This is a genomic window from Streptomyces sp. S465, assembly GCF_026898115.1.
Taxonomy (GTDB): Bacteria; Actinomycetota; Actinomycetes; order Streptomycetales; family Streptomycetaceae; genus Streptomyces; species Streptomyces luomodiensis.
Genome location: NZ_CP114036.1, coordinates 3,400,485 through 3,416,205 on the forward strand (window position 1 = coordinate 3,400,485; position 15,721 = coordinate 3,416,205).

General features: G+C 74.0%; 1 protein-coding gene. It reads right to left on the bottom strand.

The genetic code is table 11. The features are described from left to right. Positions 1-9: 9 nt before the first annotated feature. The gene (locus N6H00_RS14535) at positions 10-15,600 is read right to left on the bottom strand and encodes a type I polyketide synthase (protein WP_268972094.1); all 15,591 of its coding nucleotides are present in this window, start codon (positions 15,598-15,600) and stop codon (positions 10-12) included. Between the last annotated feature and the right edge of the window lie 121 nt (positions 15,601-15,721).

The following is a 15,721-nucleotide window of genomic DNA, read 5'->3' on the forward strand; positions in this document are numbered from 1 at the left end:
TGGAGCAGGTCAGGAGAGCCCGAGCTCGTCATCGAGGAGATCGAAGATCTCGTCTGCCGTAGCGGACTGGATTTCACGGTCTTCTGCGGTGCTGTCCGTAGCACTGTGCGTTTCATTCCACTTCGACAGGAGGTCGCGCAGGCGGGTGGTGATGGCGGGGCGTTCGAGGTCGTCCGGGGCGATCGTGGCGAGGATCGCCTCGAGCTTGTCGAGCTCCGCGTGCACGGGCGGGTGTCCGGCCGCGCCGGCCGCGCCGTCCAGGTGCAGCTCCTCGCGCAGGTACCCGGCGAGCGCGGTGGGCGTCGGGTAGTCGAAGATCAGCGTGACCGGCAGGCGCAGCCCGGCGGCGGCGCCCAGTCGGTTGCGCAGATCCACGGCGGTGAGCGAGTCGAAGCCGAGGTCCAGGAAGCCGCGTCCGGCGTCCACGTCGTCCGGGGTGGCGTAGCCGAGGACGGCGGCCACATGGGCGCGGACGACGTCCAGCAGTTCCCGGTCGCGTTCGGTCTCCGAGAGCCCGGAGAGCCGGGTGGCGAGCGAGCCCGCGCCGGAGTCGGCCACGGCTCCGGCGGCGGCACCGGTGGCCCCGGTGTCGGCGGAGCGGCGTACCGGGGTGCGGACCAGGCCGCGTAGCAGCGGCGGCAGCAGTCCGGCGGCGGCCTGGCCGCGCAGCGCGCCCATGTCGACGCGGATCGGTACGAGCACGGCCTCGGACAGGGTGTCGGCCAGGTCGAACAGCGCCAGCCCCTCGTCCTGCGGGAGTGCCGCGAAGCCGCCGCGCGAGATGCGGGTGACATCGGAGGTGTCGAGGCTGCCGGCCATGCCGTCGGCGGCCGCCCACAGACCCCAGGCGAGCGAGGTGGCGGGCAGGCCCGCCGCGTGGCGGTGTGCGGCGAGCGCGTCCAGGAAGGTGTTGGCCGCGGCGTAGTTTCCCTGCCCCGAGCTGCCGAAGGCACCGGCGGCCGAGGAGAAGAGCACGAACGCGGCCAGGTCCAGGTCGCGGGTCAGCTCGTGCAGATGCCATGCCGCGTCCACCTTCGGGCGCAGCACCGTGTCGATCCGCTCACCGGTCAGCGAGCTGATCACTCCGTCGTCCAGGACGCCCGCGGTGTGCACCACGGCGGTCAGCGGATGCGCGGCGGGGATCGCCTGGAGGGTCGCGGCCAGGGCGTCCCGGTCGGCGGTGTCACAGGCCGCCCAGGTGACCTCGGCGCCCATCTCGCCCAGTTCCGCGGCGAGTTCGGCGGCGCCGGGCGCGTCGCCGCCGCGCCGGCTGAGCAGCAGCAGGTGGCGTACGCCGCGCCGCGCCACGAGGTGGCGGGCGAACAGGCCGCCCAGGGCGCCGGTGGCGCCGCTCAGCAGCACGGTGCCGTCCGGGTCGCCGAATCCGTCCGGCTCGGGGGTGTCCGGCCGGGCCGGGACCCGGCCGAGCCGGTAGGCGTGGCCGACGCCGGAGCGCAGGGCGAGCTGCGGTTCGTCGGTGGCGAGCACCGCCGGCAGGGCCCGCTGGGAGGCGTCGGTGCCGTCGGTGTCGACCAGCACGAAACGGCCGGGGTTCTCCGACTGCGCGGACTTCACCAGGCCCCAGACGGTGGTGTGGGCCAGGTCGGCGATGTCCTCGCCGGGGCCCGCCGCGACCGCGCCCCGGGTGACGAGGACGAGGCGGGTGTCGGCGAGCCGCTGGTCGTTCAGCCAGTTCTGGACCAGGTCCAGGGCGTGCCGGGCGGCGGCCCTGGCGGTGTCGGGCAGCGGGGCCGCGCCGCCGGTGGCGGTGAGGGGCGCCACGACCACGTCGGGGGCGGGCGCGTCGCCGTCGAGGGCGGCGGCGAATGCCGCGAGGTCCGGGTGGTCCTCCAGCCGCTCGCCCGCGACGGTGAAGCCGGTGCCGGCGCCGAGGGTCACCCAGCGCTCGCCGAGCGGGATGTCGGTGGCGGAGGCGGCCGGTGCGGGCAGCTCCATCCAGTCGGGACGGAACAGCGACTCGTGGTGCGCGGTGCGCGAGGCGTCGAGCTGCTCGGCCGACAGCGGCCGCAGCACCAGTTGGTCGATGGTGGCGACGGCGGCGCCGGTGCCGTCCGCGAGGTGCAGCGACACCCCGTCGGCGGCGGACCGCAGCCGGACCCGCAGCGACGCGGCGCCCCCGGCGTACAGCCGGACGCCGGTCCAGGCGAACGGCAGCCGCGCCCCTTCGCCCCCCTCGCCCTCCGGGTCGAGGCCGAGGGTGTGCAGGGCGGCGTCCAGCAGCGCCGGATGCACCCCGTACGCGGCGGCCTCGGGCTCGAAGCCCTGGGGCAGCCGGATTTCGGCGAACAGTTCGTCGCCGCGCCGCCAGGCGGCGTGCAGCCCCTGGAAGACGGGGCCGTAGCCGAGTCCGGCGGCGGCCGCGCCCGGGTAGAACTCCTCGGTCGCGAGCGCCGTCGCGTCGGCCGGGGGCCATACGTCCAGGTCCGTCCGCGCGGGCTCGGTGTGCTGCCCGCCCGGGGCGAGGAAGCCGGTGGCGTGGCGGATCCACGGCTCGTCGGCGGGGGCGTCCTCCCGGCGGGAGTGCAGGGTCAGCGGACGCCGCCCGGTCTCGTCGGCCGCCGCGAGTTCCAGCCGCAGCTGGACGGCGCCCTGTTCGGGCAGGACCAGCGGCGCCTGGAGGGTCAGCTCCTCGATGGTGTCGCAGCCCGCCTCGTGGCCGGCGCGCAGCGCGAGTTCGACGAAGGCCGTGCCGGGCAGCAGGACGGTGTCCATGACGGCGTGGTCGGCCAGCCAGGGGTGCGTCGGCAGCGACAGCCGCCCGGTGAACACGAAGCCACCGGTGTCGGGCAGTTCCACCGCCGCGCCCAGCAGCGGGTGGTCCGCCGAGCCGAGGCCGGCCAGGACCACGTCCTCGACGGAGATGCCCACGTCGAGCCAGTAGCGCTGGCGCTGGAAGGCGTAGGTGGGCAGCTCCACCCGGCGGGCGCCGCGCCCGGCGTAGAACGCCGCCCAGTCCGGGGCCGCGCCGCGGACGTGGGCCTGGGCGAGGGCGGTGGCCAGCGCCTGGGCCTCGGGACGGCCGCCGCGCAGGGCGGGGACGAACACCGCGTCGGCGTCGGCGTCCTGCGCCGCCTCCGACGCGGCGAGGCAGTCCTCGCCCATCGCGCAGAGCACCCCGTCCGGGCCGAGCTCCAGATACGTGGTCACGCCCTGGTCGCGCAGGGTGCGGACACCGTCGGCGAAGCGCACGGTCTCGCGGACGTGGCGCACCCAGAAGTCCGGCATGCGGATCTCGTCGGCCGAGACCACGGTGCCGGTCAGGCAGGACACCAGCGGGATCTTCGGGGCGTTGAAGGTCAGGCCCTCGGCGAGCTTGCGGAAGTCCGCGAGCATCGGGTCCATGTGCGGGGAGTGGAAGGCGTGGCTGACCGTGAGCCGCTTGGTCTTGCGGCCCCGCTCCTCGAACGACGTGGCGAGCGCGGCAGCGGCGTCCTCGTCGCCCGCGACGACCACGGAGTTCGGGCCGTTGAGGGCGGCGATGGACACGCCCTCGGTGAGCAGCGGCGCCACCTCGTCCTCCGACGCCTGGACGGCGATCATCGCGCCACCGGCCGGCAGCTCCTGCATCAGCCGGCCGCGTGCCGCGACCAGCGTGCACGCGTCGGCGAGCGAGAGCACACCGGCAACATGCGCGGCGGCCAGTTCGCCGATGGAGTGGCCGGAGAGGAAGTCGGCCTTCAGACCCCACGCCTCGACCAGCCGGAACAGCGCCACCTCGACGGCGAACAGCGCGGGCTGGGTGTATCCGGTGCGGTCCAGGAGCTGGGCGTCGGTGCCGAACAGCACGGTCTTCAGCGGCTGTTCGAGGTGTCGGTCCAGCTCGTCGCACACCTCGTCCAGCGCCTCCGCGAAGCGCGGGAACGTCTGGTACAGCTCCCGGCCCATGCCGAGCCGCTGGCTGCCCTGCCCGGTGAACAGGAACGCCACCTTGCCCTCGGTGGCCACGCCGCGCAGCACCTGCGCCGGGTGCTCACCGCGCGCCAGGGCGTCCAGCGCGGCCAGCGCCTCGTCATGGCCGCCGGCCACCAGGGCGACGCGGTGTTCCAGCGCCGCGCGGGTCGTCGCGAGCGAGAAGCCCAGGTCGGTGAGGGTGGGCCGGGGTTCGGCGGCGATCCGCGACCGCAGCCGTCGCGCCTGGGCCCGCACCCCGTCCTCGGTGCGCGCCGACAGCAGCACGGGCACGTACGGCAGGGCCTCGGGCTCCGCCGTGGGCTCGCTCGTGCCGAGCGCGGGCGGCTGCTCGATGATGGCGTGGGCGTTGGTGCCGCTGATGCCGAACGAGGACACCGCGGCCCGGCGCGGACGGCCGGTCTCCGGCCACTGGCGCGCCTCGGTCAGCAGCGAGACCGCACCGGCGGACCAGTCCACGTGTGGCGACGGCTCGTCCACGTGCAGGGTCTGCGGCAGCAGCCCGTGGCGCATCGCCAGCACCATCTTGATGACACCGGCGACACCGGAGGCGGCCTGGGTGTGGCCCAGGTTGGACTTGACGGAGCCCAGCCACAGCGGCCGCTCCGCGTCCCGGTCCTGACCGTAGGTGGCCAGCAGCGCCTGCGCCTCGATCGGGTCGCCCAGCGTCGTCCCCGTACCGTGCGCCTCCACCACGTCCACCTCGCCGGTGGTCAGGCGGGCGTTGGCGAGGGCCTGGCGGATGACGCGCTGCTGGGACGGGCCGTTGGGGGCCGTCAGACCGTTGGACGCGCCGTCCTGGTTGACGGCCGAGCCGCGCACGATGGCCAGCACCTCATGGCCGTTGCGCCGGGCGTCCGACAGCCGCTCCAGCAGCAGCATGCCCGCGCCCTCACCCCAGCCGGTGCCGTCGGCGGCGGCCGCGAAGGACTTGCAGCGGCCGTCCCTGGCCAGTCCGCGCTGGCGGCTGAAGTCGATGAACGTGCCCGGGGTGAACATCACGGTGACACCGCCGGCCAGCGCCAGCGAGCACTCTCCGTTGCGCAGCGCCTGCGCCGCGAGGTGCAGCGCGACCAGCGACGACGAGCAGGCCGTGTCGACCGTGACGGCCGGGCCCTCCAGACCGAAGGTGTACGCCACCCGGCCGGACACCACACTGCTGGAGCTGCCGGTGCCGAGGTAGCCCTCGACCTCCTGGGGCACCGCGTGCAGCCGGGACCCGTAGTCGTGGTACATGACGCCCGCGAACACACCGGTCTTGCTGCCGCGCGCCGACAGCGGGTCGATCCCGGCGCGCTCGAACGCCTCCCAGGCGGTCTCCAGCAGCAGCCGCTGCTGCGGGTCCATCGCCAGCGCCTCGCGCGGCGAGATGCCGAAGAACGCCGGGTCGAAGTCGGCCGCGTCGTGCAGGAAACCGCCCTCGCGGGCGTAGGAGGTGCCCTGGGTCTCCGGGTCCGGGTCGTAGAGCGCCTCGAGGTCCCAGCCCCGGTTGTCCGGGAAGCGGGAGATGCCGTCCTCGCCCGCGGCGAGCAGCTGCCACAGCTCCTCGGGGGTGGTGACCCCGCCGGGGTAGCGGCAGCTCATCGCCACGATGGCGATCGGCTCGTCGTCGGTGGCGGCCGCGACCGGCACCGGTGTGTGCACCGCCGGGGACTGCGCGCCGACGAGTTCGGTGCGCAGATGGCGGGCCAGGACCTGCGGGTCCGGGTAGTCGAAGATCAGCGTCGCGGGCAGCCGCAGCCCGGTGACCGTGTTGAGCTGGTTGCGCAGCTCCACGGCGGTCAGCGAGTCGAAGCCCAGCTCCTTGAACGCGCGCCCCGAACCGATGGTCTCCGCACCCGCGTACCCCAGCACGGCCGCCACCTGGCCCCGCACCAGATCCAGCAGCAACCGCTCCTGCTCGGACTCGGACAGCCCGGCCAGCCGTCCGGCCAGCCCGGTCTCGCCGCCCGCCGGGGTCGCGTCCACCGCGCGCCGCGCCGGGATGCGCACCAGACCGCGGAACAGGGGCGAGACCGCGCCACTGGCGGCCTGGGTACGCAGCGCCGCGAGGTCCACCCGCATCGGCACCAGCGACGCCTCGTCGACGGTCAGCGCGGTGTTGAGCAGCGCCAGGCCCTCCGCCACCGGCAGCGGGGGCACTCCGGCCCGCCGCAGCCGCGTGATGTCGGCCTCGTCCAGGGTGCTGCCCATACCGGCCCCGGCCCACAGGCCCCACGCCAGCGCGGTGGCCGGCAGGCCCTGGGCGGCGCGGTGGCGGGCGAGGGCGTCCAGGAAGGCGTTGGCGGCCGCGTAGTTGCCCTGCCCCGGACCGCCGAACACCCCGGAGGAGGACGAGAAGAGCACGAACGCGGTCAGGTCCAGGTCGCGGGTCAGCTCGTGCAGATGCCAGGCCGCGTCCACCTTCGGACGCATCACGTGGTCGACACGCTCGGGGGTGAGCGAACCGATCACCCCGTCGTCCAGCACACCGGCGGTGTGCACCACGGCCGTCAGCGGATGCTCGGCCGGGACGGTGGCGAGGGTCGCGGCCAGCGCCTCCCGGTCCGCCACATCACACGCCGCCCAGCGCACCCGCGCGCCCGACCCGGCCAGCTCGGCGCCGAGTTCGGCCGCCCCCGGCGCCTGGTCGCCACGGCGGCTCACCAGCAGCAGATGCCGCACCCCGCGCTCGGCCACCAGATGCCGGGCCACCAGACCGCCCAGCGAACCGGACGCACCGGTCACCAGCACCGTGCCCTCGGGGTCGAGGCCCCGGACGTCGTCCCGCTCCGGCTCCACGGCCACCCGCGCCAGCCGCGGCACGGACACCGCGCCCGCGCGGATCGCCAGCTGCGGCTCGTCCGACGCCAGGGCGGCGGGCAGCGCCCGCAGCGACTCGTCCCGGCCGTCGATGTCCACCAGCACGAAACGGCCAGGGTTCTCCGTCTGCGCCGAGCGCAGCAGGCCCCACACGGCCGCACCGGCCAGGTCCGCCACCGGCTCCCCGGCCTCGACGGACACCGCGCCACGGGTCACCACGACCAGCGGGGCGTCCCCGAACCGCTCCTCCTCCAGCCACCGCTGGACGACGCCGAGCGCCGCGGCGGCGGCGCGGTGCGCCGCACGGGCCGTGTGCTCACCGAGTTCGGCGGACGGCGAGACGACGATGTACTCGGGTGTGGGTGCCGTGCCCTCGGCGACCGCCTCGGCCAGTGTCGCGAGATCCCCGTACGCCGTGGCCCCGAGCCCCAGCGGATCGGCGCCCAGCACCGCCCACCGGCCGTCGGCCGGACCATCCGCCCCGGCCGCGTCGGCGAGCCCGGCCGGTGTCGCCCACTCCAGGCGGAACAGCGACTCGTGGTACGCGGTGCGCGCGCTCCGCAGCTGATCGGCCGAGACCGGGCGCAGCCCGAGGGTCTCGACGGCCGCGACCGGCGCCCCGGTGGTGTCGGCGATCTCCAGCCGGACGCCCTCGGCGCCCGCGGGGGCCAGGTGCACGCGCAGCGCCGAGGCGCCGCTCGCGTACAGCGACACCCCGGTCCAGGCGAACGGCAGCCGCCCCTCGCCGCCCGTGTTGCCCAGGCCGGCCATGCCGATGGCGTGCAGGGCGGAGTCCAGCAGCGCCGGGTGCAGCCCGAACGCGGCGGCCTCCTCGGCCGTGTCCTCGTCCAGCGCCACCTCGGCGAACACCTCGCCACCGCGCTGCCACGCCCTGCGCAGCCCCTGGAACGCGGGGCCGTAGGCGAAACCGATGTCCAGCAGGCCCTCGTAGCGGCCGTCCAGCGCCACCTCGGTCGCGTCCGCCGGAGGCCACGCGCTCAGCTCGAACGACGCCTCCGGACGGCCACCGGACGCCAGGACACCGGCGGCGTGCCGGGTCCACGGCTCCTCGGCGGGCAGGCCCTCCAGCCGGGAGTGCAGCGACAGCGGACGGCGGCCCGTCCCGTCGGCCGCGCCCACCGTCAGCCGCAGCTGAACACCGCCCTGCGCGGGCAGCACCAGCGGCGCTTCGAGGGTCAGCTCTTCGAGGTAGTCACAGCCGACCTGGTCACCGGCGCGGATCGCCAGCTCCACGAACGCGGTGCCGGGCAGCAGCACCGTGTCCAGGATGGTGTGGTCCGCCAGCCACGGATGGGTCGAGAGCGCCAGCCGCCCGGTGAACAGCATCCCGTCCGCGTCCGGCAGTTCGGCGCTGGCGCCGAGCAGCGGGTGCTCGGCCTCGCCCAGCCCGACCGCGGCCACGTCGCCGAGGAACAGCGACGAGACCTTCGGCCAGTAGCGCTGCCGCTGGAAGGGATACGTGGGAAACGCGGCCAGCTCGACCGGTGCGGCACCCGTACCGGCGTAGTAGGCCGCCCAGTCCACCGCCACACCCCGGACATGCGCCCGCGCGAGAGCGGTGGTGAGCGCCTCGGCCTCGGGGCGGTCCTTGCGCAGGACGGTGGCGAAGCCAGTGGCTTCGGCGTCGGTGACGCACTCCTGGGCCATGGCGGTGAGCACACCGTCCGGTCCCAGCTCGATGAACGTGGTGACGTTCCGCGCTTCGAGGGCGCGGACGCCGTCCAGGAAGCGCACGGCCTCGCGGACGTGGCGCACCCAGAAGCCGGGGCTGGTGATCTCCTCGGCGGAGACCAGCTCGCCCGTCAGGTTGGACACGATGGGGATGCGCGGGGCCTCGTACGTCAGCCCCTCGGCCACCTCACGGAACGCCTCCAGCATCCCGTCCATACGGGGCGAGTGGAACGCGTGACTGACCGAGAGCCGCTTGGTCTTACGACCCTGCGCCTCGAAGCCCGCCGCGATCTCCAGCGCCGCGTCCTCATCACCCGCGATGACCACCGAGGTGGGCCCGTTCAGCGCGGCGATCGAGACCCGCTCGGTCAGCAGCGGCGCCACCTCGTCCTCCGACGCCTGCACCGCGATCATCGCGCCACCGGCCGGAAGCTCCTGCATCAACCGCCCACGAGCCGCCACCAACGTGCACGCGTCGGCGAGGGACAGCACGCCCGCCACATGCGCGGCGGCCAGCTCACCAATGGAGTGCCCCGACAGGAAGTCCGCCTTCAGACCCCACGCCTCGACCAGCCGGAACAGCGCCACCTCCACCGCGAACAACGCGGGCTGGGTGAACTCCGTCCGGTCCAGCGCCTCGGCATCGTCCCCGAACAGCACATCCCGCAGCGGCCGCTCCAGATGCGCGTCCAGATGGGCGCACACCTCGTCCAGCGCGTCCGCGAACACCGGGAAGGCGTCGTACAGCTCGCGCCCCATCCCCAGCCGCTGACTCCCCTGCCCCGTGAACAGGAACGCCACCTTGCCACCGGCCACGGAACCCTCGACCAGCCCGGCCGCCGTACGTCCCTCGGCGAGGGCGTCCAGGCCGGACAGCAGCCCGTCCCGGTCCTCGGCGACGAGGGCCGCGCGTTCCTCGAACGCGGTACGGCGGGTGGCGAGCGTGAACGCCACGTCGGCGATGTCGAGTCCGGGGTGGTCGTCGAGGTGTGCGCGCAGCCGTACGGCCTGGTCGCGCAGGCCCTCGGGGGTCTTGGCGGAGAGCACCCAGGGGGCGGGGACGCCGGACCGGGGCGCGGCGACCGGCGCCGTGCCCTCGGTCGTCTCGTCCTCGTGGGCCGGGGCCTGCTCGATGATGGTGTGGGCGTTGGTGCCGCTGATGCCGAACGAGGACACCGCCGCCCGGCGCGGACGGCCCGTCTCCGGCCACTCCCGCGCCTCGGTCAACAGCGCGACCGCGCCCGACGACCAGTCCACGTGCGGAGTGGGCTCATCGACGTTGAGCGTCCGCGGCAGCACACCGTGACGCAGCGCCAGCACCATCTTCATCACACCCGCGACACCCGCCGCGGCCTGCGTGTGCCCGAAGTTGGACTTGAGGGAGCCGAGCCACAGCGGCTGCCCCTCGGGCCGGTCCTGGCCGTAGGTGGCCAGCAGCGCCTGCGCCTCGATCGGGTCGCCCAGCGTCGTCCCCGTGCCATGCGCCTCGACCGCGTCCACCTCGGACGGGGACAGACCCGCACCCGCCAGCGCCTGCCGGATCACCCGCTGCTGCGACGGACCGTTCGGCGCGGTCAGACCATTGGACGCACCGTCCTGATTGATCGCGGACCCACGCACCACCGCCAGCACCTCATGGCCGTTGCGCCGGGCATCCGACAGCCGCTCCACCAGCAGCATGCCCACACCCTCGCCCCAGCCCGTGCCATCCGCACCCGCCGCGAACGCCTTGATCCGCCCGTCCGCCGCGAGACCGCGCTGACGGCTGAAGTCCACGAACGCACCCGGCGTCGACATCACCGTCACACCACCGGCCAGCGCCAACGAGCACTCACCCGCCCGCAACGCCTGCATCGCCCAGTGCAACGCCACCAGCGACGACGAACACGCCGTGTCCACCGTCACCGCCGGACCCTCAAGACCCAGCGCGTACGCCACCCGGCCGGACAGCACACTGGCCGCGTTACCCGTCCCCAGGAAGCCTTCCGAGCCGTCGGGGGCGGAGAGGATCACGGGCAGGTAGTCCTGGCCGTTGGTACCGGCGAACACGCCGACCTGCTGGCCGCGCAGTGTGGTCGGGTCGATCCCGGCCCGCTCGAACGCCTCCCAGGACGTCTCCAGCAGCAGCCGCTGCTGCGGGTCCATGGCGAGGGCCTCACGCGGCGAGATGCCGAAGAAGACGGGGTCGAACTCGGCGGCACCGTCGAGGAATCCGCCTTCGCGGACGTAGCTGGTGTACTCGCCCGTGCCCTGCGGGTCGTAGAGCGTCTCGAGGTCCCAGCCGCGGTCGGTGGGGAAGCCGGTCACCGCGTCCTGGCCGGACACCAGCAGCCGCCACAGCTCCTCGGGCGACCGCACGCCGCCGGGGAAGCGGCAGCTCATCCCGACGATGGCGATCGGGTCGTCGTCCAGGGCCACGCCCAGTGAGGACGCGCCGGTCACCGTCGGCCGGGAGCCGATGAGTTCGGCCTGGAGGTGGTCGGCGAGGGCGGTCGGGGTGGGGTAGTCGAAGATGAGGGTGGCGGGCAGCTTGAGCCCGGTGAGGGTGGCGAGCAGGTTGCGGATCTCGACGGCGGTCAGCGAGTCGAAGCCGAGGTCGCGGAAGGCGCGGCTGGGCTCCACCGCGTCCGGTCCGGGGTAGCCGAGGACGGCGGCCACCTGGGTGCGGACCAGGTCCAGGGCCAGTTGCTCGCGCTCCTCGTCGGTCGCGGCGGCGGCCAGGCGCTGCCGCAGGGACGACGGTGCGTCCGGGGCGCCCGCCCCGGTGGCCGCCGATGCCGCTTCGAGGGCGCGCCGGGCCTCGGGGAGGTCGGCGATGAGCGGGTGGGGGCGGACGGCGGTGAGGCCGGGCGCGAAGCGGTCCCATGCGATGTCGACGACGAGGGAGAAGGTCTCGTCGAGGTCGAGGGCGGTCCGCAGGGCGGCGGTGGCCAGTTCGGGTGCGAGGGCGGGGAGCCCGGAGTGGCGGAGCCGTTCGGCGACGAGTTCGTCGGTGGCCATACCGCCTTCGGCCCAGGCGCCCCAGGCCATCGAGGTGGCGGGCAGGCCCTCGGCACGGCGCTCCTCGGCGAGTGCGTCGAGGTAGGCGTTGGCGGCCACGTAGTTGGCCTGGCCCGGCGCGCCGAAGGTGGCGGCCATGGAGGAGAAGAGCACGAAGGCGGACAGGTCCAGTCCGCGGGTCAGCTCGTGCAGATGGCGTGCCGCTTCGGCCTTGGGGCGCAGCACGTCGGCCAGCCGCTGGGGTGTCTGGGCGTCGAGGACGCCGTCGTCCAGCACTCCGGCGGCGTGTACGACCGTGGTCAGCGGAAGCTGTGCCGGTATGGACGCGAGGAGGGCGGCCAGGGCGTCCCGATCGGTGATGTCGCACGCGGCGATGGTCACCTCGGCACCGAGGCCGATGAGTTCGTCGCGCAGCTCACCGGCGCCGGGGGCGTCGGGGCCGCGCCGGCTGGTGAGGACGATGTGCTGGGCACCGTGGCGTACCAGCCAGCGCGCCACATGCCCGCCGAGGGCACCGGTGCCGCCGGTGATCAGAGCGGTGCCGTGGGTGGACCACCCGCCGTCGGGGGTCTCCTGGTGCGGTGCGCGGATCAGGCGGCGTACGTGGATGCCCTGCGCGCGCACCGCGAGCTGGTCTTCGTCTCCGAGCCCGGCGAGGATGTCGGCCAGCCGCCCGAGGGCGCGGGCGTCGGCGGTCTGCGGGAGGTCGACCAGACCGCCCCAGCGTTCGGGGTGCTCATGGGCGACGGTGCGGCCCAGGCCCCAGATCTGGGCCTGGACCGCGCTGGTGAGCCGGTCGGAGCGGCCGACGGAGACGGCACCGCGGGTGGCGGCCCACAGCGGGGCGTCGATGCCCGCGTCGCCGAGCGCCTGGACGAGGGCGAGGGTGCCCGCGAGTCCCGCGGTGAGCGCGGGGTGCTGGGCGTGCGGCCGCTCGTCCAGGCCGAGCAGCGACAGGACGCCGTCGGCGTGGGGGGCCAGGCGCGGGTCCTCCCCGGCCGGGGCCAGCGCGGCACGGATCTGCCCGGCGATGTCCGCCCGGTCGGCCGTCGTGCCGTCCACGCTGATCTCGTGGACGCGTACGCCGCGTTCGGTCAGCGTCCGTACCGGCTCCGATGTCCACGGGTCGCCGGTGTGTCCCGCGGGGGTGACGACGAGCCAGGTGCCGGTGAGCGGCCGGGTCTGGGTCTGCGGCAGCGGCTTCCAGAGGGTGCGGTAGCGCCAGCCGTCGACGGTGGACCGGTTCTGGCTCTGCCGGCGCCACGCGGACAGGGCGGGCAGGACCTCGCTGAGCGGCTGGTCGCCGTCGAGGCCGAGGGTCTCGACCAGGGCGGCCAGGTCCTCGCTGTGCACGACCTCCCAGAACCGGGCGTCGGCCACGTCGGAGACGGCGGGGCCCTCGGCGGAGTCGACGTAGGAGAAGGGGTCGGACGGCCAGTAGCGCTGCCGCTGGAAGGCGTAGGTGGGCAGATCGACGCGGCGGGCGCCGGTGCCGAGGTAGTAGGCGTGCCAGTCGACGGGGACGCCGCGCACATGGGCCTGCGCGAGCACCTGGTTGAGGGTGCGGGCCTCGGGACGGTCGGGGCGCAGGGCGGGCAGGAACGCGTAGGTCCGCGTCCTGGCGCCGGTCACGCAGTCCTGGGCCATGGCCGAGAGCACCCCGCCGGGGCCCAGTTCGACGAACGTCGTCACGCCGTAGTCCTCGAGCCGGCGGACGCCGTCGAGGAAGCGGACGGTCTCGCGCACGTGCCGGACCCAGAACTCGGGGTCGGTGATCTGCTCGGCGCCCACCAGGGTGCCGGTGAGGCCGGAGACGATCGGGATCTTCGGAGCCTCGTAGGTCAGCCGCCGGGCGACCTGGCGGAAGTTCTCCAGCATCCCGTCCATGAGCGGGGAGTGGAAGGCGTGGCTGACGGTGAGCCGCTTGGTCTTGCGGCCCCGCTCCTCGAACGACGCGGCGAGGGCGGCCACCGCGTCCTCGTCGCCGGCGATGACGACCGACGTCGGGCCGTTGAGGGCGGCGATGCTCACGCGCTCGGTGAGCAGCGGCGTCACCTCGTCCTCGGACGCCTGCACCGCGATCATGGCGCCACCGGCGGGGAGCTGCTGCATCAACTGGCTGCGCGCCGCCACCAGGGCACAGGCGTGGGTGAGCGAGAGCACCCCGGCGACATGGGCGGCGGCGAGTTCGCCGATGGAGTGGCCGGAGAGGAAGTCGGGACGCAGGCCCCAGGACTCGACGAGGCGGAAGAGGGCGACCTCGACGGCGAACAGGGCCGGCTGGGTGTAGCCGGTCCGGTCCAGCGTCGCGGCGTCGTCGCCGAACACCACGTCCTTCAGCGGCCGGTCGAGGAAGCGGTCGAGCTGGGCGCAGACCGCGTCCAGCGCCTCGGCGAACACCGGGTAGGTCGCGTACAGCTCGCGGCCCATGCCGAGTCGCTGGCTGCCCTGGCCGGTGAAGAGGAACGCGACCTTGCCCTCGGCGGCCGTCCCCTCCGTCAGCCCGGTGTGGGGGCGGCCCTCGGCGAGCGCGGCGAGGCCCGCGAGCAGCTCGTCGTGGTCGGCCGCGACGACCGCGGCGCGGCGGTCGAGTGCGGCGCGGGTGACGGCCTGGGAGTAGCCGATGTCGGTGAGGCGGTGGCCGGGGTGGGCGGCCAGATGGGCGTGCAGCCGGGCGGCCTGGGCGCGCAGCGCGGCCTGGTCCTTGCCGGACAGCACCACGGGCGTGAGCGGCGGTTGGGCCTGCGCGTCCGGCTCGGAGGGCTCGGCGGGGGCGGCCGGTGCGGGGGGCTCCTCCAGGATGGTGTGCACATTGGTGCCGCTCATGCCGAACGACGAGACGCCCGCGCGGCGCGGCGTCGCGCCCTCGGGGTCCCGGGGCCACTCGCGGGGGGCGGTGAGCAGTTCGACGTCCCCGGCCGTCCAGTCGACGTGCGGGGTGGGCTCGGTGAGGTGGAGGGTCTTGGGCAGCACACCGTGCCGCATCGCCATGACCATCTTGATGACACCGCCGACACCGGCGCCCGCCTGGGCGTGGCCGATGTTGGACTTGATGGACCCGATCAGCAGCGGTTTGCCCTCGGGCCGGTCCTGGCCGTAGGTGGCCAGCAGCGCCTGCGCCTCGATCGGGTCGCCGAGGGCGGTGCCGGTGCCGTGCGCCTCGACGGCGTCGACCTGATCGGGCGTGAGCCGGGCGTTGGCCAGCGCCTGGAGGATGACACGCTGCTGCGACGGGCCGTTGGGCGCGGTCAGACCGTTGGACGCCCCGTCCTGGTTGACGGCCGAGCCGCGTACCACGGCGAGGACCGGGTGGCCCTTGCGCTGGGCGTCCGAGAGCCGCTCGACGAGCAGCATGCCGACTCCCTCGCCCAGGCAGAAGCCGTCGGCCTCCGGGGCGAAGGGCTTGGAGCGCCCGTCGAAGGCCAGTCCGCGCATCTTGCTGTAGTCGACGAAGACGCCGGGCGCGCACATCAGGGTCGCGCCGCCGGCGAGGGCGAGCGAGCATTCGCCGTTGCGCAGCGCCTGGACGGCGAGGTGGAGCGCCACCAGCGAGGAGGAGCAGGCGGTGTCGACGGTGACGGCGGGGCCCTCGAAGCCGAAGGTGTACGACAGGCGGCCGGAGGCGATGCTCGCGGCGTTGCCGGTGCCGAAGTAGCCCTCGAAGTTCTCATTGGAACTGAGGATCGCGCCCAGGTAGTCGTGGTTGCTGGTACCGACGAAGACGCCGATCTGCTTGCCGCGCACCGAGACCGGGTCGATACCGGCGCGTTCGAAAGCCTCCCAGGACGTCTCCAGCAGCATGCGCTGCTGCGGGTCCATGCCGAGCGCTTCACGCGGGCTGATACCGAAGAAGGACGGGTCGAAATCGGCGATCCCGTCGACGAATCCGCCCTCGTGCACATAACTGGTGCCGGGGTGGTCCGGATCCGGGTGGTACATCGTTTCGACGTTCCACCCGCGGTCGACCGGGAATTCGCTGACCGCGTCGATGCCCTCGCTGACGATGCGCCACAGGTCCTCGGGGGACTCGATGCCTCCGGGATAACGACAGCCGATCCCCACGATGGCGATGGGGTCGTGGTTCTTCGCCTCGGCCTCCTGCAGACGGAGGCGAGTCTGATGCAGATCCGCCGTTACCAGCTTGAGGTAGTCCCGCAGCGTCTCTTCATTCGCCATTTACGCAATCCATTTACGGCAGACGGCATCGGAAAATGCTCCACAGATTCCAACAGGGGAGCCGGTAACCAACAAACAATGAGTCGACTTCTCGCTCAGAGGCTATGCGCAAACTAATCCT

Excerpts from the sequence above, each read along its gene's own strand:
- N6H00_RS14535 (WP_268972094.1), bottom strand. The coding sequence starts at position 15,600 with ATGGCGAATGAAGAGACGCTGCGGGACTACCTCAAGCTGGTAACGGCG.